Consider the following 21,545-nt stretch of genomic DNA (forward strand, 5'->3'; position numbering starts at 1 on the left):
TCCACGCCGATGATAGTGCGGATTGCCCGTGTGAAAGTAGGTAATCGTCAGGCTCCCCCACAAGCCAGAAACCCCACCCCCAGCGGTGGGGTTTTTGCGTTTACGCGGCCGAAATCGTCAGAGATGACGTTTCCGTGACACGCCAGCCGCCTCAATTCGACAATACGACGCCGGAAACTGCGCGCGTCAACTCTCTTTCAATCGTTCGCGCTATGCTCATGTATTCCTTTCGGAAGCGCTGGCATTGAACGCCCTATGAAATCAGATCTGGCATTGCAAACCTACGGCGCGGATTCGTCGGGTATGGTCTGCGGTTTCCGGTTTTTGCCGACGCTTGCCGGACGGCCGATCGACGCGGACGAAGTCATCGACTGGTTCCGCGAGCGTGAGGACGATGCCGACACTACCGTAAGGGACGCTGGCGAGTTTCTGTGGCTTCACTTCAATCTCGCGCATAGCGCGAGCGAGCGCTGGATGCGCACGCAACTCGATCTGCCCGAAGCGTTTTTCGACGCCTTGCGCGAAGGCTCGCATTCGACGCGGATCGAACATGCGGACGGCGCACTGCGCGCAGTCGTGAACGACGTCATGTTCAACCTCGAGTTCATCCCGTCCGAAATCGCGACGCTGTGGATCTACGCAACCAAGCGGCTCATCGTAACCGCGCGGCTGAAGCCGCTGCGCTCGGTGGACCGTTTGCGCGCGTCGGTACGGCAAGGGGAAGTATTCAGGTCACCTGCCGAGCTGCTCGTTCATCTGATGCGCGACCAGGCCGACCTGCTCGTGCAGATCGTCCGCCGAACCAGCGCCGACGTCGATCGAATTGAGGACCGCTTCGTGTCGCAACGGCCGACGCAAAACCGCCTCGACCTCGGCGCGATGCGTCGCACGCTGACACGTCTGCAGCGGATGCTGGCACCCGAACCGGGCGCGATTTTCCGCTTGCTGGCGAGGCCGCCTCGCTGGCTTCACGTGGAAGACGTGCAGGACCTGCGTGAATCGACGGAGGAGTTCTCGGTCGTGCTTTCGGACGTGGCCGGATTGATCGAGCGGGTTAGATTGCTGCAGGAAGAAATCACCTCGCGACTCGAGGAGCAGAACAACCGCACGCTATTCACGCTGACGCTCGTCACGGTGCTGGCGATGCCAATCAATATCATTGCCGGTTTCTTCGGCATGAACGTCGGTGGCATTCCGCTCGCCGAGAACAAGCATGGATTTTGGGTGATGGTGCTGCTGGTCGCCGGTTTTACCGGGCTGACTGGCTGGTGGGCATTTCGCCGCAGAAGGGAGCGCTGAACGCGCAGCAGACTTGGCCCGCTTCTTACAAGGCCAAACCCACCGGCGTAATTGAAACCAGAAGATGCCCGTCTTCGAATACGCTTTGCAACGATTCGAAGCGGGCAAGTACTCGTCGATTAGCCGAGTGCGTTATTCGAGCGCGGCAGCCGGCCCAAAAAACTCATAACGGCTCTGCGATTCCGGCACGCCGATCGCCTTCAGGCATTTCTTGATCGCCTTCATGAACGCGATGGGCCCGAGGAAATACACGTCGACGTCGCGCGTTTCCGGCAGCCACTTCTTCAGATTCGCTTCGTCGACGTAACCGACCGCGTGCGCGTCGGCATCGCCGTCACGGCGCTGCTCGTAGCAATAGAAGCGCTTCAGTTGCGGATGGCGCGCGGCCAATGCATCGATCGCGCCGCGGAAAGCATGCACGCCACCATGACGGGCCGCGTGAATGAAATGCACCGGACGATTGGTCTTCAGCGCGGCTTGCAGCATCGCCATCGTCGGCGTGATCCCGACGCCGCCACTGATCAGCACCAACGGTTTGTCGCCAGGTTGCAGCGTAAATTCGCCGGCCGGCGCGAACAGTTCGAGCGGGTCGTTTACCTTCATCTGCTCGTGCAGATACGTCGACACGGTTCCATTCGGTTCGCGTTTCACGCTGATGCGATATTCGCGACCATCGCTCATTGCTGACAGCGAATAATTGCGACGCACTTCTTCGCCGTCGATCACCAGCCGCACGCCAATGTACTGCCCCGGCTTGAATGCGAGCAATTCGCCGCCGTCATCGGGACGCAGATAGAACGACGTGATCTCGTCGCTTTCACGCACTTTGCGCGCGAGGCGGAACAGCCGCGTGCCGCGCCAGCCGCCGGGCGCTGCCGCGCTTTCGGCGTAGATCTTCTCTTCGAGTCCGATCAACAGATCCGCGAGTTGCTGATACGCGGCGGCCCACGCTTCGATCACGGCGTCGGTTGCGACGTCCGCGCCGAGTACTTCACGAATCGCGCGCAGCAGGCACTTGCCGACGATCGGATAGTGCTCAGGCTGCACGTTCAGCGACACGTGCTTGTTGATGACCTGCGCGACGAGCCCGCCCAGTTGTTCGAGCTGATCGATATGGCGTGCGTACATCACGACGCCGTTGGCCAGAGCGCGCGCCTGCGAGCCGCTCGCCTGGTGGGATTGATTGAAGATCGGGCGCACTTCCGGGTGCTCGCTAAGCATCACGCGGTAGAAGTGCGTGGTGAGCGCCTCGCCGCCGCTTTCCAGGAGCGGCACGGTTGCTGTGATAATGGCGCGGTGTTCGACGGATAGCATATTTTCAAGTCCTGATGAGAGTCTGTGTGAGCGTCTGTCTATCAGCGAGTGTCACAGCCGGTTTCGGCAGACTGCCTCTACTATCCACGAACCGTGCCAGGTATAAAATGTATGTAGATCAACGGTCTAGCAAATAGGATGGTTCATTCGACCCTAGTCGAAAAGACTCAACCCGCAGTCGAACTGACTACCGAGGCAGTCCTCGACGTTCTTACCCCACTGATTCTCGACCTGTCGCGCGAGTTGTCCGAGCGCGAGCGTTATCGGCGGCTGCTCAGCGCGCTGCGCTCGCTGTTTCCTGGCGACGCGGCCGCATTGCTACGCCTGGAAGGCGATACGCTGGTGCCGCTGGCGATCGACGGCTTGAGCAGCGATACGCTCGGGCGGCGTTTTCGCGTCGCCGAGCACCCGCGCTTTCAGGAGTTGCTGGCCCAGCCAGGGCCGACGCGCTTCGCGGCTGACTCCGAACTACCCGATCCCTACGATGGCCTCGTGCAAGGCATGGCAGCCGGGCATCTCGAAGTGCACGACTGTCTGGGTTGTCCGCTGTTCATCCGCGGCGAGCCTTGGGGGTTGCTCACGCTCGACGCACTCGACCCGGCGCGCTTCAACACGCTCGACATGGCTTCGCTGCAAGCATTTCTCGGCCTCGCGGCTGCGACCGTCAGCGTCGTCGAACGCATCGACGCGTTGGCGCGCAATGGCGAAGAGGCGCAGCGTCGCGCGGAAGCTTATCGGCTGGCGAGCAGCGAGAGCCGGCGCGAGCTGATCGGCAGCAGCGAGGCGCATCGCCGGATGGTGGAGGAGATCGAGGTGGTCGCCGCCAGCGATCTGACCGTGCTCGTCACCGGGGAGACCGGTGTCGGCAAGGAGCTGGTCGCGAACGCGATCCACGCGCTGTCGCCGCGCGCGAACAAGCCGCTGATCAGCCTGAACTGTGCGGCATTGCCCGATACGCTCGTCGAGAGCGAACTATTCGGCCACGTGCGCGGCGCGTTTTCGGGAGCGTCGGCGGATCGGCGCGGCAAGTTCGAACTCGCCGACGGCGGCACCATTTTCCTCGACGAGGTCGGTGAGTTGCCGCTCGCGGTGCAGGCGAAGCTGTTGCGCGTCCTGCAGAACGGACAGTTGCAGCGCATCGGCTCGGACCACGAGCACAGAGTCGACGTGCGGCTGATCGCCGCAACCAATCGCGATCTCGCTGAAGAAGTGCGCGCGGGCCGCTTCCGCGCCGATCTCTATCATCGCCTCAGCGTGTATCCGCTGCGCGTGCCGCCGTTGCGTGAACGTGGCCGCGACGTGCTACTGCTGGCGGGCTTCTTCCTCGAAGACAATCGCTCGCGGCTCGGTTTGCTGAGTCTGCGTCTTGCGGCTGACGCACAGGCCGCGTTGCTGCACTACTCATGGCCGGGCAATGTGCGCGAACTGGAGCATCTGATCGGACGCAGTGCGCTGAAGGCGTTGGCGGCCAGTCGTGAGCGTCGCCGTATTCTGACGTTGACGGCCGCGGACTTCGCGTTGTCCGACGCACAGAATCAGGAAGCCAATCAAACGGCCACGCAGAGCGAGCAAAGCGAGACGAAAGACTTTCGCAGTGCGGTCACCGAGTTCGAACGCAATCTCGTTCTCGAAGCGCTGATCCGCAACAGGCAAAACTGGGCGGCGGTCGCGCGCGAGCTGGGGCTGGACCGCGCGAATCTGAATCGGCTGGCCAAACGGCTCGGGCTCAAATAGGCGAGCAGGTGAAGGAGCACCGTTGCAGTTCGGTAAAGCAATAAGGTCGGGCCGCGTCGAATCTCTGATCGCGCTGAAAACAGATTGTCAGTGCCGCGCGCCGCGCCTAACGTCTTAACCAAAGCCAAAGGCCCGCTTCGGAAAATCGAACTTCGCGGCACACAGCGCGTCGGTCATAGTGGGCCCTAACGAGGACCAACACACTAAACCAGGAGACTCCGCCATGTCCGCTGCCCCACAGAAGCTCGACGATTGGCTCAACAAGGAGGCGGTGGCCGAAGACGACATCACCGCGTTTCCGTTAGCCGCACTCGCCGCCACGCTCGATCGCGAGGAAAGCGGCGACACCGTGCCGCCGTTGTGGCACTGGCTGTACTTTCTTCCGGTCGCGCCGCTATCCGAAGTCGGTCCCGATGGACATCCGAAGCGTGGTGGTTTTCTTCCACCCGTGCCATTGCCGCGCCGCATGTGGGCTGGTGGCCGGCTCACGTTTCATGCGCCGCTGAAGATCGGTGAGCATGCGCGGCGAACTTCGACGATCGCCAATATCGAGGACAAGACCGGCCGCTCGGGCCGCCTCGTATTCGTCACCGTGCAACATACGATCGAAGTCGATGGCGAGTTGAAGCTCGAAGAGGAGCACGACATTGTCTATCGCGACGCGCCGCACGAAGGGGCGCGGCCGCAACAGCCGGCGCCCGCGCCCGAAGGAGAAACGTGGAGCCGCACGATCGACGCCGATGCCGTGATGCTGTTCCGCTACTCGGCGCTGACTTTCAACGGCCATCGCATTCACTACGACCATCCCTATGTGACGCAAGTCGAAGGCTATCCGGGCCTCGTCGTGCATGGCCCGCTGATCGCGACGCTGCTCGTCGATCTCGTGCGCCGCGAACTGCCGCAAGCGACGCTGCAAAGCTTCGCGTTTCGCGCGCTTCGCCCGACCTTCGCGGATCAGCCGTTCACGGTATGCGGCAAGCCCGCCGCCGACGGCAAGACCATCGACTTGTGGGCGAAGGACCAGGAAGGTTATCTGACCATGCGCGCGACCGCCGCGCTCGCCTGAATTCCACGAGACTCGACTATGCAAACCACGCAACACGATTCGTTCCAGGACATTCGAGAGGCCGTGCGCGATCTGTGTCAGCAGTTTTCCGGCGAGTACTTTCGCAAGATCGACGAGTCGCGCGGCTATCCGGAAGAGTTCGTCGACGCGCTGACGAAGGCCGGCTGGCTCGCCGCGCTGATTCCGCAGGACTTCGGCGGCTCGGGGCTCGGGCTCACGGAAGCGTCGGTGATCATGGAAGAGATCAATCGCGCGGGCGGCAACTCGGGCGCATGCCACGGACAGATGTACAACATGGGCACGTTGCTGCGGCACGGTTCGGAAGAACAGAAGCGCAAGTATCTGCCGAAGATCGCGAACGGCGACCTGCGTTTGCAATCGATGGGCGTGACCGAGCCGAGCACCGGCACCGATACGACGAAGATCAAGACTATCGCTGAGCGGCGCGGTGACCGTTACGTGATCAACGGCCAGAAGGTGTGGATTTCGCGCGTGCAGCACTCGGATCTGATGATCCTGCTCGCGCGCACTACACCGCTCGCGGACGTGAAGAAGAAATCGGAGGGCATGTCGATCTTCATCGTCGATCTGCGCGAAGCGATCGGGCATGGCCTGACCGTGCAGCCGATTTTGAACATGGTCAATCACGAGACCAACGAACTCTTTTTCGACAACCTCGAAATCCCGGCCGAGAATCTGATCGGCGAGGACGGGCAAGGCTTCAAATACATTCTCGACGGCCTCAACGCGGAGCGCACGCTGATCGCCGCGGAGTGCATCGGCGACGGTTACTGGTTCGTCGATAAAGTCACCGAGTACGCGAAGGAGCGCGTCGTGTTTGGCAGGCCGATCGGACAGAACCAGGGCGTGCAGTTTCCGATCGCGCGTTCGTTCATCAACGTCGAGGCAGCGAGCCTGATGCGCTTCGAAGCGGCACGTCGTTTCGACGCGCAGCAACCGTGCGGCGCGCAAGCGAACATGGCGAAGCTGCTCGCTGCGGACGCGTCGTGGGAAGCGGCCAATGCCTGCCTGCAATTTCACGGCGGTTTCGGCTTCGCGTGCGAATACGACGTCGAGCGCAAGTTTCGCGAAACGCGTCTGTATCAGGTCGCGCCGATTTCAACCAATCTGATTCTCTCGTACGTGGCCGAGCATATTCTCGGGCTGCCGCGTTCGTTCTGACCCGCTGGCGGACATCATGAGACCACTCGACGGTATCAAGGTCATCACGCTCGAACACGCGATCGCCGCGCCGTTCTGCACGCGTCAACTGGCCGATCTCGGCGCGCGCGTGATCAAGATCGAACGGCCCGGCGTCGGCGACTTCGCGCGCGGCTATGACGAACGCGTGCATGGACTGTCGTCGCACTTCGTGTGGACCAATCGCTCGAAAGAAAGCCTTTCGCTCGACCTGAAGCAGCCCGCGGCGGCGGAGATTCTCGATGCCTTGGTTGCCGATGCAGACGTGCTCGTGCAGAACCTCGCACCGGGTGCGGCGGAACGGCTCGGCCTCGGCTACGACACGCTGAGCCAGAAGTATCCGAAGCTGATCGTCTGCGATATTTCCGGCTATGGCGCGGACGGTCCGTATCGCGACAAGAAGGCGTACGACCTGCTGATTCAAAGCGAGTCTGGCTTTTTATCGATCACCGGCTCTCCTGGCGCGCCAGCGAAGGCGGGCTGCTCGATCGCTGATATCGCGGCGGGCATGTACGCATATTCGAACATCCTGAGCGCGCTGTTGCAGCGGGGACGCACGGGGCGCGGTTGCCGAATCGACGTGTCGATGCTCGAAAGCATGGTCGAGTGGATGGGTTATCCGCTGTACTACGCGATCGACGGTCAGCCGCAGCCCGCGCTCGCGGGCGCCGCGCATGCAACGATCTATCCGTACGGACCGTTTCCCGCTGGCGACGGCAAGACGGTCATGCTCGGCCTGCAGAACGAACGCGAATGGAAGCTGTTCTGCGATCGCGTGCTCGAACTGCCTGAGCTAACAACCGACGAACGCTTCGCATCGAACTCGAAGCGCACTGCGGCGCGCGAGGCGTTGCGCGAGGTGATAGTGGCGGCGTTCGCGAAGCTGAGCGCCGCGCAGGTGATCGAGCGACTCGATCAGGCAGGTATAGCGAACGCGCAGATGAATACGCTCGCGGACGTGTGGGCGCATCCGCAATTGAAGGCACGCGAGCGCTGGCAGGAAGTCGGCACGGCAGCCGGCACGATACCGGCATTGCGGCCTCCGGGTTTGCCTTCCGACATCGAGCCTCGGATGGACCCCGTTCCCACAATTGGTCAACATACCGAATCGATTCTGCGTGAGCTTGGCTACGGCAAAGCTCGTATCGACGCGCTGCGCGCGGCCGGCACGATTTGATTCCGTAAGCCTATTTCGCTTCGCGCCCGCACGCATGTGATGCGGGATGACAAGCCGGTATTCCGAACGAACCCGATACAACCTGGCATCACACGGCGCACGACACTCATGACCGACCATCCCAGTCTCACGCTCGCCACTTTCGCCGCGCAACTCGACTTCGACAGCATCCCGCATGAGGTCGTCGAGCGGACCGTCAACCTGTACGTCGATTGGCTCGGCTCGGCGCTGGCCGGCAAAGGCGCTCGCCCCGTCGAGACGATCGCTCGGTTTGCGCGTGCGGCAGCTGGTGCGACTAACGAGGGCCTCTGCGAGGTGCTGATCGATCGCAGCCGCACCACGCCGTATTTCGCCGCGATGATCAACGGCGCCGCATCGCATTTCGCCGAACAGGACGACGTGCACAATGGCTCGGTGTTTCATCCCGCGACCGTGGTGTTTCCGGTTGCGCTCGCGTTGGCACAGGCAAGGCAAGCGCCGGGGCGCGACTTCATCGCGGCGGCCGTGGCGGGATACGAGATTGGTATTCGCATCGGCGAATTTCTCGGGCGCTCGCACTACAAGGTGTTTCACACCACGGGCACGGTCGGCACGGTCGCGGCGGCCGCAACTGCAGGACGTTTGCTCGGTTTGTCGCCATCGCAGATGCTCGATGCGTTCGGCTCGGCAGGCACACAGGCGAGCGGCTTGTGGGAATTTCTGCGCGACGCCGCCGACTCGAAACAACTGCATACCGCGATGGCTGCCGCGAACGGCCTGATGGCCGCGCAACTCGCCGCCGACGGCTTCAAAGGAGCGACGCATATCCTCGAAGGCGCGCAAGGCATGGCCGCGGGCATGTCGAGCGATGCCGATCCGGCTCGGCTCGTCGATCGGCTCGGCAGCCGCTGGGCGACCGCGGAGACGTCGTTCAAATATCACGCGGCGTGCCGCCATACGCATCCGGCCGCCGATGCGCTGCTCGCCGTGGTGCGGGCGCATCGTCTCGCGCCGCGCGACATCGCGACGGTCGTCGCGCACGTGCATCAAGGCGCGATCGATGTGCTCGGTCCCGTGATCGCGCCGCGTACCGTGCATCAGGCCAAGTTCAACATGGGTACGGTGCTCGGACTCGTCGCGCATCACGGCTATGCGGGCGTGACCGAATTCGAGCAGGATTTCGACGCGAGCGAGATCGTTGCGTTTCGCGACAAGGTCACGATGACGCTCGACGCTGAAGTCGACGCCTCGTATCCCGCGCGCTGGATAGGCAAGGTCACGGTGACCACTGCCGACGGCCGTGTTTTCGACGGGCGTGTCGATGAGCCGAAGGGCGATCCAGGGAACACGTTGTCGCGCGAGGAGATTGCGACGAAGCTGCATCGGCTGGCGGCATTCTCGGGTGCGGCTAGTGAGGAGGAGGCGGCGCAACTGCTTCGCCGCGCGTGGCGTGTTGCCGAAGTGGCGCAGATGGGCCCGGTATTCGATTCAGCCCCGCGCACGATGGTGGCGGCATGAGCGCGCTGCCCCGGTCATATCTTTTCGTGCCTGGGAATCGGCCTGAGCGGTTTCACAAGGCCTATGCGGCCGGCGCGGATGCGGTGATTCTCGATCTGGAAGACGCGGTGCAGCCGGATCAGAAAGTGCCGGCGCGTGCGGCGGTGGTGGCCGCGGTATCGGCTAACGCATCGGGGGCCGTGTGGGTGCGTATCAATGGCTCGGATACGCCCTGGTTTCCAGATGACGTTGCGGCGCTCGTTGGTCAGAGCGGTGTCGCCGGAATTGTGCTGCCGAAGGCTGAGACGCGCGAACAGATCTGCGCGGTGCTGGCGAACGCGCATCCGGCGTTGAGCGTACTGCCGATTGTCGAGACTGCGCGCGGGTTCGCGAATCTTGCGGAGCTATGTGGCACGCCGCGCGTGCCGCGTATCGTGTTCGGGACGCTGGATTTTCAGGTCGATCTCGGCATCGATGGGGATGGCGAGGAGTTGCATCTGTTTCGCTCGCAGATCGTGCTTGCGTCGAGGCTGGCCGGCATCGGTGCACCGGTGGATGGCGTATCGACGGCCATTACCGATGCTGATGCGGTGCAAGCCGATGCACGGCGCGGGCGGCGGTTTGGTTTCGGCGGCAAGCTTTGCATTCATCCGAAGCAGATCGAGCCGGTGCACCGCGCATATGCATGGAGTGACGCCGAGGTGGAGTGGGCGCGACGCGTGCTCGCGGCCGTCGAGGCGAGCCATGGCGGAGCGGTTGCCGTGGATGGAAGGATGGTCGACATGCCGGTGATCCTGCAGGCGCGGAGAGTTTTGGGCCACTCCGAAAGATTCTGACAATGCGGCTTTCGTCGTGCCTTCATAGCAGGATTCCTATACATTGCCTGCCGGTCATTCGGACGACGTACCAGTAAGGAACTCACCCAAGGGAATACCCTCCCATCATCGCACTTGAATAGTTTGCAGGTCGCATGCTAGATTGAATTGTTAGCGGTAACAAAGCTCGCCGAAAAAGCAACAAGATCTATTCCTTTCAGCACGTCAGAGACATACCCTCCCGATGAGTACTATTCAAAATCCAGTTCTGCGCGGCTTCAACCCGGACCCTTGCGTATGCCGTGGCAAGGATGCGTGGTATATCGCGGTTTCAACGTTTGAATGGTATCCGGGCGTTCTCATTTACGAATCGAAAGACTTCGTCAACTGGGAACTCAAGGCCACGCCTCTGGACAGGTTATCGCAATTGAACCTGATCGGAGAGCAGCCGTCCGGAGGCATATGGGCGCCAGCCCTGTCCTATCACGACGGTCTTTATTGGCTCGTCTATACCGACACCAAGGCATGGAAAGGCGAGCAGAAGATCTCCCCGCTGCGCGACATGCACAACTACGTCGTGACCGCCCCCGACATTACTGGACCCTGGTCGGAGCCCGTGCATCTCGTGTCCGGTGGATACGATCCATCCCTGTTCCACGACGAATCCGGCAAAAAGTGGCTCGCTTATATCCGGCGCGACTTCAGAGGAATCCACGAAGATCTTTTCGTCGGAATCGTTCTGCGGGAATACTCGGTGCAGGAGGAAAAGCTGATCGGTGAAGAGCGCGTCATCTATAAAGGCGCCAACCTGAAGACCGATTACTTCATGAAATGTCAGATATACGAGGCCCCTCATTTGCTGAAGAAGGGGGACTGGTACTACCTGATCACGGCGGAGGGCGGCACAGGCTATACGCACGCAACGTGCGTATCCAGGTCCCGCGATATCTTCGGTCCATACGAGCTTCATCCTGACACGCCCATGCTCACGTCGCGCGACGCGAACGGACGGATCCAGCGGACCGGCCACGGCAATCTGGTCGAGGGTCCGAACGGCCAGTGGTACATGACGTACCTCGGATCGAGACCAATCGATGCACAAACGAAGCGCTCGCCGCTAGGACGTGAGACCTGCATCGCCCCGATCGAATGGCGTGACGGCTGGCCCTGCCTCGCCACTGGCGGAGTGGTCCCCGCCGAATCTTTTGCGATCGACGCGGAGATCGAGCAAAGGCTCGACAGCAGTTGGGCGATCGATTTCGGACAATGCGCCGCTCTGCCGCTGGAATTGCAGAGTCTGCGCATTCCCATCAGTGACGACTGGTGCAATCTTCACGATCGTCCGGGCTATCTGCGAATCAGGGGGCAAGAGTCACCGACTTCGCGCTTCCATCAAAGCATGCTGGCCTGTCGCATCCGTGACTGGCAGTTCGAAGTCGAAACGGCGCTGGAATTTTCGCCGAAGTCATATCTGCACATGGCTGGGCTCATGGCGCGTTACGACGAGAACACCTTCTACTACCTGTTCGTCACGCGCGACGACGACGGCACGAAAATCCTGTCGTACATGGAAATGGATGCCGGCAGCTTTGCCTATAGCAATCGACTGGCGACGCTGCCCGAGTCCACCGGGATCGATCTGCGGATTCGCGTCGTGGATGCGAAACTGCGCTTCTTTTATCGCGTCGCACACGGTGACTGGAAGGACCTCGGACTGGAAAAGGATTTCACGAAACTCAGCGATGAATATGCCACCCCAATCGGCTTCACGGGGGCTTTCGCAGGTATCACCGCCAACGACATGCTGGGCTTTCGCGAACCTGCCGACTTCAGGTCGTTCTCATATCGCCAACTGACCGGCTAGAGCCCGGATTTCCTTTCACCGCTGTCGCTTAATAATAAGGAAGACCTCATGCGCTTTCGTTGGAGACATCGCTATCTCGTGCTGCTGATTCTGTTCGCGATCTATCTGCTCTGTTACATGGACAGAATGATCATGGCAGCAGCTATTCCATTTATTGCGTCCGAGTTTCATCTGTCGGCGATGGAAATGGGAGGAATCCTGAGTGCGTTCTTCTTCAGCTACGCGCTATGTCAGATTCCGGCCGGCCTGCTTGCAGACAGATTCGGCCCGCGGTTGATGACCACGATCGGCATCACGTGGTGGACGATTTTCACCGCGCTTACCGGACTGTGTAATTCGCTCGGATTGATGCTGGTGGTGCGGGTCGCATTCGGCGTCGGCGAGGCGCTGTTTCCTCCGGCCGCGTTCAAGGCACTGTCGGCATGGTTCCCGAAGCGCGAATTGGGCAGGGCGACCGGGCTGATGATGACCACGAATGCGCTGGGACCCGCTCTGGCTCCGCTGTTCGTGGCGGCCGTGATGGCCGCATGGGGATGGCGCGCGATTTTCACGAGTCTGTTCATCCCCGGTATCGCGATGGCGATATTCGGCTGGCTCTATATCAGAAACGGCCCGAAGGATAGCAAGCACGTTTCTAATATCGAATTAGAGGAAATCGGCATCAGCGAAAAGGCTCAGTCTGGCTCCGCCGGCAAAGCGGATTTCGCTGGACTGGTGAAAACGCCGCTGGTCTGGTGGTGCTTTGTCACCTTGTTCGTATTCAGCATCGCCTCGTGGGGCATCATGAGCTGGTTCCCGACGTATCTGCTGAAAGCGCGCGGCCTTTCGACGGCCAAAATGGGCATCATGGCGTCGGTGCCATTTCTGGTCGGTACGATTGCCTATTGCATCACGGGCTTTCTCTCCGACAAGTTCTTCCGCAATCGTCGCGAACTGCTTGTCGTCCTCGGCTGCGTCGTGGCCGCCATCTTTGCCTATCTGACTGCCCATGCGGAGACCACTGAAACCGCGGTGTTCTATCAGACGATCGGCTATTTCTTCTCGACCATGGGCGGCTGTTCGTTGTACACGATCCCGAACGTCGCGCTACCGAACAAGGTCGTCGGATCGGCAATCGGCTTTGTCAATGCAGCGGGTCAGTTGGCAGGATTTCTTTCCCCGCTGATCGTCGGTTACATCCTTACCACGACGAATAACGACTTCAATGTCGTGTTCCATCTTTTCGTCGGCTGCTTCTTGCTGGCTTCGGTCTCCGCATGGTTCATCAATACGAGGACCGATCGCAGCGACACCGTCATTCGGTCCGACGGTAGAAAAGTGGCTGCGCAGAACCAGACAGCCGGCTAAATGGCGCGACGGGGCTTGGGCCGGCGATAATGCCGGCTCATCACCTGTTTTGATTCGCGCGACCATGAAATCGAGGATCGAAAATTTTTCGAGCGGCATTAGCGTATTTGCGGCGGTAGTGGACGCCGGTACGTTCGCCGCTGCGTCGGAAGTGATTGGAATGTCGCCGCCCGGTGTGAGCCGGGCGATTGCAAGGCTGGAAAAAAGATTGAAGATCCGGCTCTTCAACCGGACCACACGTTCCGTATCCCTGACGGACGAGGGCCGCCGCTTTTACGAGCAGGTCATGCCGCACCTCGCAGGGCTGGAGGAAGCCGCCGTGGCCGCGGCTGGCGGAGCATCGGCGGTGCGAGGAAAGTTGCGGGTCAACCTCGATCCGGTGTGTTACCGGGCGATACTCGGGCAACGCCTCGACCAGTTCATGGACGCGCATCCTGAACTCGAAATCGAGTTCATTGCGCGCGACCATCTCGGCGATCTGGTTCTCGAGGGCTTTGATCTCGCGTTGCGGTTCGGTGAGCCGCGGATATCTTCCCTCGTCGCACGCAAGCTGCTCGAGACGGCCGTGGTCACGGTCGCCGCTCCGTCGTACATCGCGCGACGTGGGCGTCCGGCAAAGCCGGAAGATCTCGAAGGCCCAGGTCACCGATGCCTGGAATTTCGTAATCCGGAGACGGGCAAGCCGTTCCCCTGGGAATTCCATCGCAAACGCAAGCACACTGTAATTGCACCGCGCGGGCGATTGACGGTGAACGATCCTGGCGCGCTACTGAATGCGTGCCTTGCTGGCTCCGGTATTGCGCAGATGCTTCTTTTTGGTGCCGAGCAACTGATTGCCGAAGGGCGGCTGATCAATCTCTTTCCCGATTGGCCTGACGAGCGCTATCCCCTGTACGCCTGCTACCCGTCACGCCATCACATTCCGGCGAAGACGCGTGCCTTTCTGGATTTCGTCGTCGAGTTGGCAAACGCTCACTAGCGAGCGGCCGCTATTCAAACGGCCTGCGTTAACCGACCTCTACGCGGTTCCGCCCTCTGTCCTTGGCGCGATACAGCGCCAGGTCCGCGCGCTTGACGATGGCGCCGACGTCATCCTCACCAGGCAGGCGCTCGGTCACGCCGATGCTGACCGTAAATGGAATCGGCTTGCCGAGCCGCCACGGATGCTCGAAGTTCTGCTGCTCGATCGTCTGGCGCAAGTCTTCTGCCACGCCCGTCGCCTGTTCGATATCGAGGCCCGGCAGCGCGGCGACGAACTCCTCGCCGCCCCAGCGGGCAAACACGCCGATGCGCCAATCGGCGTTCATGACGACCTTGGCCATCACGCGCAGCACTTCGTCGCCAATGTCGTGTCCGTAACTGTCGTTGATCTTCTTGAAGTAATCGATATCGAGGAGAAAGATCGAAAGCTTGCTGTCCGACCCCAGCAGGTTCTCGACCGTGTCGGCGAATTCCCTGCGGTTGGGCAGGCCGGTCAGCTCGTCGGTCACGGCCTGCTTCTGCAGCAGGTCCATCAATTGAACACGATCGGCGATGTCGCGAATCACGGCGGTGAATTCGATCAGGCCGCCCACGTTGATCTTCGAAATCGCGATTTCGACGGGCAGCAGCGAGCCGTCTCGATGCAGGCCATAGACGCGATTGCGCTCGTCCATTTGCCGCGAGCGCACCGGCGAGCGGGCGAACTGATGGACGTACTGGGAGTGATTGGCGCGATAGCGCTCGGGCAGCAGTTCCGTGATGGGGTGCCCCACCATCTCGTCGGCCGAATAGCCGAAAAGGTTTTCCGCAGCGCGATTGAACAGAGTGATGCAGTGCTGCTGGTCGATCGTAATGATCGCGTCATAGGCGGCATCCACCACCGAGCGGAAACGCGACGTGCTGACTTCGAGCTCGTGTGTCAACTCCATCTTTGCGGTGATCTCGAGACCCGTCACCATGATTTCGATCACCGAGTTCGCGCCTCTGTTGTGCCGCAGCGGTTTCAACGACAGGCGCCACCAGTGGGTTCCGTCTCTCAGGTCATAAGCCTGCTCGAGTTCGCGGGCGACGCCGGATTCAAAGCATTCGCTGAGCTTCTGACGGAATTCGGTTCGTGCGTAATTGGGAATCAGCGTGTCGAATGACGCGGGGAACGATTTGATGCTGTTGCGCTTGCCGCCCGTCATTTGCATGAATTGGTCGTTGCAGGCGGAAACAAACAGCTGCCCCCTCTCGTCGCGTCCGATGATCGCGACGCTTGCGGCGATTTCGTCGACGATCGTCCGCATCGTGCAGGACCAGTCATCAACCATTCTGCCTCCGAGAATTTACCTGAATGCCCCGCATGTTCTCCTGAACCGCATGCACGTCTACATGCAAATCATTCGGTGCGACCGGCTCCGAAGCTCGATATCGAGCCGCTTTGCAAATGGGTGCGGCCGGCCAACATCCGGGGGCAGTACATCGACAGAGTAGGCCGTAGTCCGATTTTTGGGAAGAATTTATTCCTGGAAATGAAGTACCAGACTCTGATGCACTGAAGCCTTTCAGGTATGCAAATCGCTTCTTCTTCATCCCTTAATCAAACCGGAACACTCACCTCCAAAAAACCCAATTCCCACTCCACGTCGCCTGTCGCACTCTTGAAGCCAACGGCCCGCGCGATCCAACTACGGCCGTTCAGCGCTCTGCCCCGAGCCGCCGCATCCAACGAAGGCAGCCTCGCAGAACTGTTCCGCGCACGCGAGCCTCTCGCCCGTGCACCGCCTAAAAAGACAGGAGACACAATTTGCCAGCCCCCATCAACTCCGGCGCACGCCTCGACCGCCTGCCGATCAGCCGCTTTCACTGGAACATCCTCGGCCTGATCGGCGCAGGCGCTTTCCTCGACGCCTTCGACATCTATCTCGCCAACGGCGCGCTCGCGGCGATGGTCAAAACCGGCTTCACCGATCTGCGCCTCGGCTCCTTCTTCATCTCCGCGACCTTCATGGGCATGATGATCGGCGCGGGCCTGTCGGGCTATCTCGGCGACCGCTTCGGCCGGCGCTATTCGTATCAGGCCAATCTCGCGATCTTCGGCCTCGCATCGCTCGCCGCCTGCTTCGCGCCGGACATCTACTGGCTGATCCTGCTGCGCTTCATTATGGGCATCGGCCTAGGCGCCGAACTCGTGGTCGCCGCCGGCACGCTGTGCGAATTCGTGCCACCCGCCACGCGCGGCCGCTGGACCGCGTTGCTCGCGCTGATCATCAACTCCGGTCTGCTCGGCGCGACCGCAGTCGGCTATTGGGTGATTCCGCATCTCGGCTGGCGCTACATGTTCGCGATCGCGGGTGTCGGCGCGATGATCGTGTGGTTCCTGCGGCATCGGATGCCGGAGTCGCCGCGCTGGCTCGAAACGGTTGGCCGGCTCGAAGAGGCGGAGGCCACCGTCGCGGCGATCGAGCGCCAGGTCGAGGCGCGCGTCGGCAAGCTGCCGCCGGTCGCGCGCGTGGTCAGTCACGAGGTGCCGGCCGCGCCGTTCTCGGCGCTGTTCGCGCGCGGCATGATCGGCCGCACGCTGGTCGCCGCGCTGACCTGCATGGCGATCAACATGTCGCTGTACGGTTTCGTCGCGTGGCTGCCTACGTTCTTCGTCAAGGAAGGCCTGACCATCGTGCAGTCGCTCGGCTTCGTGCTGCTGATGTCGTTCGGCGCGCCGGCCGGCGCGGTGGTCGGTTATCTCGTGACGGACCGCCTCGGGCGGCGCAACGGCATCGTGCTGTTCTCGCTGGCAACGATCGTGCTCGGCTTCGTCTACGTGCAAATGCGTGCGCCGGTGCCGATCGCGGTCGTCGGCTTCGCGCTTGTCACGACGATCTACACGGTCTGCACGCTCGGCCTGTTCGGCTATATTCCCGAGCTGTTTCCGACCGCGCATCGCTTGCGCGGCACCGGCGTGGCCGGCACGTGCGGCCGCGCGGCGTCGATGTCGACACCGTATGTCGCACTGCTGCTCTACACGCAGTTCGGCGTGACGGGTGTGCTGACGATGGTCGGTGGCGTGCTGTTGCTGCTGAGCATCGCGATTCTCGCGCTGCGCATCGAAACGAGCCAGCAGACGCTCGAAGAGATCTCGCCCGATGCCGAGCTGATGCCGCAAGCGGAAATGATGCAAGAGTCGGCTTAGGCCGTACGCGCATGAAGGGGGGCCGTCGATTCGGATCTTTCCCCGGCTAAATTTTCACCACACCTGGTTAAGATGAAAGTCTGTCCTGCTCATGCTTCGCTAGCAGCTTTCATCATGCACTTCGATTTCGTCGATTTACGCCTGCTCATGCACATCGCCGACACGCGCAACCTCGCGCGTGCGGCGGAGCGCTCGCACCTGTCGGCGCCGGCCGCCAGCAACCGGGTCAAGAATCTCGAGGAGCAGCTCGGCATCAAGCTGCTCTATCGAACCAGCCAAGGCGTGACGCCGACACCCGCGGGCGAGTCCTTCGTGCATCACGCGCGGCTCGTGCTCGAACGCGTCGAGCATCTGGCCGGCGATATGCAGGAGTACGGCGATGGCATCAAGGGCCACGTGCGCATCTGGGCCAACACGACCGCGATCAGCGAGTTCCTGCCGGCCGTGCTGAGCCGTTTTCTGCGCGATCACCCGGACGTGAACATCGATCTGCGCGAGGTGCTGAGCGGCGAGATCGTCAAGGGCGTCGCCGACAGCGCGACCGATATCGGCATCGTCGCGGGCAATGTGCATGCCGAGCATCTGCAGATGCTGCCGTATCGCGACGATCGGCTCGTGCTCGTGACGTCGTGCGAGCATCCGTTCGCGAGGCAGGCGTCGGTCGATTTCTCGCAGGTGCTGAACGCGAACTTCGTCAGCCTGCCGACGTCGAGCGCAATCCACGCGTTCATCACGAGCGCCGCCGATGCGCTCGGCGCGCGTCTCAAGCTTCGCATCCAGGTCGGCAACTTCGAGGCCGCGTGCCGGATGATCGAGGCGGGCGTCGGAATCGGCATCGTGCCGGAATCGGTCGCGCTGCGGCACAGGAAGACGATGCAGATCGCGATCGTCGGCCTGAACGATCCGTGGGCCGAGCGTAAGCTGAAGATCTGCGTGCGCAGTCTGCAGGACTTGCCGCCGTTCGCGCGTGTGCTGGTCGATCGGTTGATGGCGGCGGCGGAAGGGGACGGCGCGACCGATGCTTGACGCTCGACGCGCGGGCTTGGCACATCCGCCTGAGTCCCGACTGAAGTTTCCTTCAGGAAACAATGCCGCCTTTTGTCAACCGGTGTTTCACTCTCCGGGCATCTCCTTGCCGCCACACAAAGCCGCGTGTATAGTTTCCGAACTTACTCTTGTTTCGCATCGGAAATTAAAGGGGTTCACATGGACGCGTCCACCATCCTCGCCGATCTCGGCATTGCCCACGCCGCGCAAGCCGGCGATATCGCGGTTCATTCGCCAATCACCGGCGAGCTCATCGGCCGTGTGGCCAGCCAGACGGCGGCTGAGGTCGACGCGGCGCTCGCCCGGGCCAAAGACGCGTTCGCCGTATGGCGCAACGTGCCGGCCCCGCGCCGCGGCGAGCTGGTGCGGCTGCTCGGCAATCGGCTACGCGAACAGAAGCACGCGCTCGGCAGCCTCGTTTCGCTGGAGACAGGCAAGATCCTGCAGGAAGGCATGGGCGAAGTGCAGGAAATGATCGACATCTGCGATTTCGCGGTCGGTCTGTCGCGCCAGTTGTACGGCTTGACGATCGCGTCCGAGCGCCCGGGTCACCGGATGGCGGAGTCGTGGCATCCGCTCGGCACCTGCGTCGTGATCTCCGCGTTCAACTTCCCGGTGGCGGTGTGGTCGTGGAATGCGGCGCTCGCGCTGGTGTGCGGCAACGCGGTGATCTGGAAGCCGTCGGAAAAGACGCCGCTGTCGGCGCTCGCGGTGAACAAGATTCTCGAAGACGCGCTGAAGGAATTCGGCGATGCGCCGGCTGGCCTCGCGGCGCTGATCATCGGCGGCCGCGACGTCGGCGAAAAGCTCGTGGCCGATCCGCGCGCGTCGATCGTCAGCGCGACGGGCAGCACGGAAATGGGGCGCAAGGTCGGCGTCGAGGTGGCGAAGCGCTTCGGCCGCTCGCTGCTCGAACTCGGCGGCAACAATGCGGGCATCGTCGCGCAGACGGCGGACCATGAACTCGCGATGCGCGGCATCCTGTTCTCGGCGGTCGGCACGGCCGGTCAGCGCTGCACGACGCTGCGGCGTCTGTTCGTGCACGACAGCGTGTACGAAAAGACCGTCGAGCGTCTGAAGCAGTTGTATAGCCGCGTGCCGATCGGCAATCCGCTCGAAAAGGGCACGCTGATGGGGCCGCTGATCGACCGTCAATCGTTCGATCGCATGCAGGAAGCGCTGCAGCAGGCGAAGGCCGAGGGCGGCAAGGTGTTCGGCGGCGAGCGCGTCGAAGTGAAGGGTTATGAGGACGGCTACTACGTGCGTCCGGCCATCGTCGAGATGCCGTCGCAGACGCCGGTCGTGCTGAAGGAAACCTTCGCGCCGATTCTGTACGTGCTGCGCTATGCCGATTTCGCCGATGCGGTCGAGGCGAACAATGCCGCGCATCATGGTCTGTCGTCGTGCGTGTTCACGAGCGACCTGCGCGAAGCGGAGCGCTTCCTGTCCGCGTCGGGCAGCGACTGCGGCATCGCCAACGTCAACATCGGACCGAGCGGCGCGGAGATCGGCGGCGCGTTTGGCGGCGAGAAGGAAACGGGCGGCGGGCGCGAGTCCGGTTCGGATGCGTGGAAGGCGTATATGCGTCGCGCGACCAATACCGTGAACTACTCGTCGGCGCTGCCGCTGGCGCAGGGTATCGACTTCAATCTCGACTGACGCGCGCATGCGTGACGTCGCCGTCAGGCGCGCCACAGCCGCGCGTTGCAGATAGCAATCCGTTTGCGCCGCCCGGCGTTCCGGAGCGGCCACGTTACTCGTGGGGTAAGACGTGAGTTCGAAAGTCGTGATCGTCGGCGGTGGGGTAATCGGCAGTTCGATTGCGTATTTCTTGCGGCTGTCCGATCCGACGGTCGGCGTCACGGTGATCGAACGCGATCCGAGCTATGCGCGTTCGTCGTCGGCCTTGTCGGCGGCGTCGATCCGGCAGCAATTTTCTACGCCGCTTTCCATTCAGATGTCGCTGTTCGGCATCGAGTTTCTGCGTTCGATCGGCGAGCGGCTCGAAGTCGACGGTACGCGGCCGTCGATCGATCTGCACGAAGGCGGCTACCTGTTCCTCGCGACATCGGCCGGTGAAGCGACACTGCGCGAGAATCACGCGCTGCAAAAAAGCCTCGGCGCGGACATCAGCCTGCTCGACACGCACGGCTTGCAAACGCGCTTCCCGTGGCTCAATACCGACGATCTCGTTGCCGGCGCTTTTGGCGAAAGCGGCGAGGGCTGGTTCGACGGCTACGGTCTCGTGCAGGCGCTGCGCAAGAAAGCGCAGGCGCTCGGCGCGCGCTATGTCGCGGCCGACGTCACCGCGCTGCATCGCGACGGCAGCCGCGTCACGCAGGTACGAACCGCGGACGGCGAGACCTATGCTTGCGACGTCGTCGTCAACGCGGCCGGCGCGTGGTCGCGCAAAGTCGCGCAAATGATCGGCATCGACCTGCCCGTCTTTGCGCGGCGGCGCAGTATCTTCAATGTCACGTCGCCGGCGAGGCTCGAACGCTGTCCGCTGCTGATCGATCCGAGCGGCGTGTACTTCCGGCCGGAAGGCAATTCGTATATCTGCGGCACGTCGCCATCGGCCGATAACGACCCGGACGATCTACCGCTCGACGAAGTCGATCACGCGCTATTCGACGACGTGATCTGGCCGACGCTCGCGAATCGCGTGCCGCAATTCGAGGCGCTGCGCGTGCAGAACTGCTGGTCCGGCTATTACGAATACAACGTGCTCGATCAGAACGCGATCATTGGCCATCATCCGGATGTCGATAACTGCATCTTCGCGAATGGCTTCAGCGGCCACGGTTTGCAGCAAGGCCCGGCAACCGGACGCGGCATCAGCGAATTGATTCTGCATGGCCGCTATACGACGCTCGACCTCGATTCACTGAGCTTCGTGCGCGTGCTTGAAAACCGGCCGATCATCGAGAAGAACGTGGTGTAGCCAGCGCCTTGTATGGCCCGATGGGGGGGCATGCGGAAAACGCAATAACTAGTGCATAGATATCGTTTGCCGCAGATCCCGCCGATGGCCACAATCGACGCCGATCGTC

16 protein-coding genes are annotated in these 21,545 nt (G+C 61.9%); 14 read left to right on the forward strand and 2 right to left on the reverse strand.

Annotation, left to right across the window (positions count from 1 at the left end):
• Nucleotides 1-255 precede the first annotated feature (255 nt).
• Nucleotides 256-1,299: a transporter gene (locus VSR82_RS37740; protein WP_429456552.1), complete on the forward strand. Its 1,044-nt coding sequence runs from the start codon at nucleotides 256-258 to the stop codon at nucleotides 1,297-1,299.
• A gap of 132 nt (nucleotides 1,300-1,431) precedes the next feature.
• On the opposite strand, the gene hmpA is transcribed toward VSR82_RS37740, so the two are convergent.
• Nucleotides 1,432-2,613 carry an NO-inducible flavohemoprotein gene (gene hmpA / locus VSR82_RS37745; RefSeq protein ID WP_429456554.1) on the reverse strand — a complete coding sequence of 394 codons (1,182 nt, stop codon included), beginning with the start codon at nucleotides 2,611-2,613 and terminating at the stop codon, nucleotides 1,432-1,434.
• A gap of 138 nt (nucleotides 2,614-2,751) precedes the next feature.
• Here hmpA and norR point away from each other — a divergent pair, with 138 nt between their 5' ends.
• The 9 genes from norR to VSR82_RS37790 all read left to right on the forward strand — a co-directional run bounded on the left by norR (nucleotide 2,752) and on the right by VSR82_RS37790 (nucleotide 14,271).
• A complete protein-coding gene (gene norR, locus VSR82_RS37750; RefSeq protein WP_429456556.1) occupies nucleotides 2,752-4,347 on the forward strand; it encodes a nitric oxide reductase transcriptional regulator NorR in 1,596 nt (531 codons plus the stop codon).
• A 223-nt stretch (nucleotides 4,348-4,570) separates the two neighbouring features.
• Nucleotides 4,571-5,413 (forward strand): HTD2 family dehydratase, encoded by an 843-nt coding sequence (locus VSR82_RS37755; protein ID WP_410852589.1) that lies wholly within the window; start codon nucleotides 4,571-4,573, stop codon nucleotides 5,411-5,413.
• An 18-nt stretch (nucleotides 5,414-5,431) separates the two neighbouring features.
• The gene (locus tag VSR82_RS37760; protein WP_429456558.1) at nucleotides 5,432-6,595 is read left to right on the forward strand and encodes an acyl-CoA dehydrogenase family protein; all 1,164 of its coding nucleotides are present in this window, start codon (nucleotides 5,432-5,434) and stop codon (nucleotides 6,593-6,595) included.
• A 16-nt stretch (nucleotides 6,596-6,611) separates the two neighbouring features.
• Nucleotides 6,612-7,790: a CaiB/BaiF CoA transferase family protein gene (locus VSR82_RS37765; RefSeq protein ID WP_368587448.1), complete on the forward strand. Its 1,179-nt coding sequence runs from the start codon at nucleotides 6,612-6,614 to the stop codon at nucleotides 7,788-7,790.
• 108 nt (nucleotides 7,791-7,898) lie between these two features.
• Nucleotides 7,899-9,287 carry an MmgE/PrpD family protein gene (locus tag VSR82_RS37770; protein ID WP_429456562.1) on the forward strand — a complete coding sequence of 463 codons (1,389 nt, stop codon included), beginning with the start codon at nucleotides 7,899-7,901 and terminating at the stop codon, nucleotides 9,285-9,287.
• Nucleotides 9,284-10,102 carry an HpcH/HpaI aldolase/citrate lyase family protein gene (locus VSR82_RS37775; RefSeq protein WP_429456564.1) on the forward strand — a complete coding sequence of 273 codons (819 nt, stop codon included), beginning with the start codon at nucleotides 9,284-9,286 and terminating at the stop codon, nucleotides 10,100-10,102. Before VSR82_RS37770 ends, VSR82_RS37775 begins: the two co-directional genes overlap by 4 nt.
• A 223-nt stretch (nucleotides 10,103-10,325) precedes the next feature.
• Nucleotides 10,326-11,945, forward strand: coding sequence for a glycoside hydrolase family 43 protein (locus VSR82_RS37780; RefSeq protein WP_429456566.1), 1,620 nt, complete (start codon nucleotides 10,326-10,328; stop codon nucleotides 11,943-11,945).
• A gap of 48 nt (nucleotides 11,946-11,993) precedes the next feature.
• Nucleotides 11,994-13,292 carry an MFS transporter gene (locus VSR82_RS37785; protein ID WP_498858704.1) on the forward strand — a complete coding sequence of 433 codons (1,299 nt, stop codon included), beginning with the start codon at nucleotides 11,994-11,996 and terminating at the stop codon, nucleotides 13,290-13,292.
• Between the two features lie 64 nt (nucleotides 13,293-13,356).
• Nucleotides 13,357-14,271 carry a LysR family transcriptional regulator gene (locus VSR82_RS37790; protein WP_429457749.1) on the forward strand — a complete coding sequence of 305 codons (915 nt, stop codon included), beginning with the start codon at nucleotides 13,357-13,359 and terminating at the stop codon, nucleotides 14,269-14,271.
• Nucleotides 14,272-14,299: 28 nt separating this feature from the next.
• On the opposite strand, the gene VSR82_RS37795 is transcribed toward VSR82_RS37790, so the two are convergent.
• A complete protein-coding gene (locus VSR82_RS37795) occupies nucleotides 14,300-15,586 on the reverse strand; it encodes a sensor domain-containing diguanylate cyclase (protein ID WP_368587442.1) in 1,287 nt (428 codons plus the stop codon).
• Nucleotides 15,587-16,062: 476 nt separating this feature from the next.
• On the opposite strand from VSR82_RS37795, the gene VSR82_RS37800 reads away from it, so the two are divergent.
• The 4 genes from VSR82_RS37800 (at nucleotide 16,063) to VSR82_RS37815 (ending at nucleotide 21,436) form a co-directional block, all read left to right on the forward strand.
• Complete coding sequence (locus VSR82_RS37800) at nucleotides 16,063-17,445, forward strand: MFS transporter (protein WP_429456570.1); 1,383 nt, start codon at nucleotides 16,063-16,065, stop codon at nucleotides 17,443-17,445.
• Between the two features lie 114 nt (nucleotides 17,446-17,559).
• Nucleotides 17,560-18,471 (forward strand): LysR family transcriptional regulator, encoded by a 912-nt coding sequence (locus VSR82_RS37805; protein WP_410852580.1) that lies wholly within the window; start codon nucleotides 17,560-17,562, stop codon nucleotides 18,469-18,471.
• Nucleotides 18,472-18,651: 180 nt separating this feature from the next.
• Nucleotides 18,652-20,151, forward strand: coding sequence for an L-piperidine-6-carboxylate dehydrogenase (gene amaB, locus VSR82_RS37810; RefSeq protein WP_429456574.1), 1,500 nt, complete (start codon nucleotides 18,652-18,654; stop codon nucleotides 20,149-20,151).
• Between the two features lie 112 nt (nucleotides 20,152-20,263).
• Nucleotides 20,264-21,436: an NAD(P)/FAD-dependent oxidoreductase gene (locus VSR82_RS37815; protein WP_429456576.1), complete on the forward strand. Its 1,173-nt coding sequence runs from the start codon at nucleotides 20,264-20,266 to the stop codon at nucleotides 21,434-21,436.
• The last annotated feature ends 109 nt before the right edge of the window (nucleotides 21,437-21,545 follow it).

It is taken from the genome of Burkholderia sp. JPY481 (assembly GCF_038900515.1).
In the GTDB taxonomy this organism is placed as follows: domain Bacteria; phylum Pseudomonadota; class Gammaproteobacteria; order Burkholderiales; family Burkholderiaceae; genus Paraburkholderia; species Paraburkholderia youngii.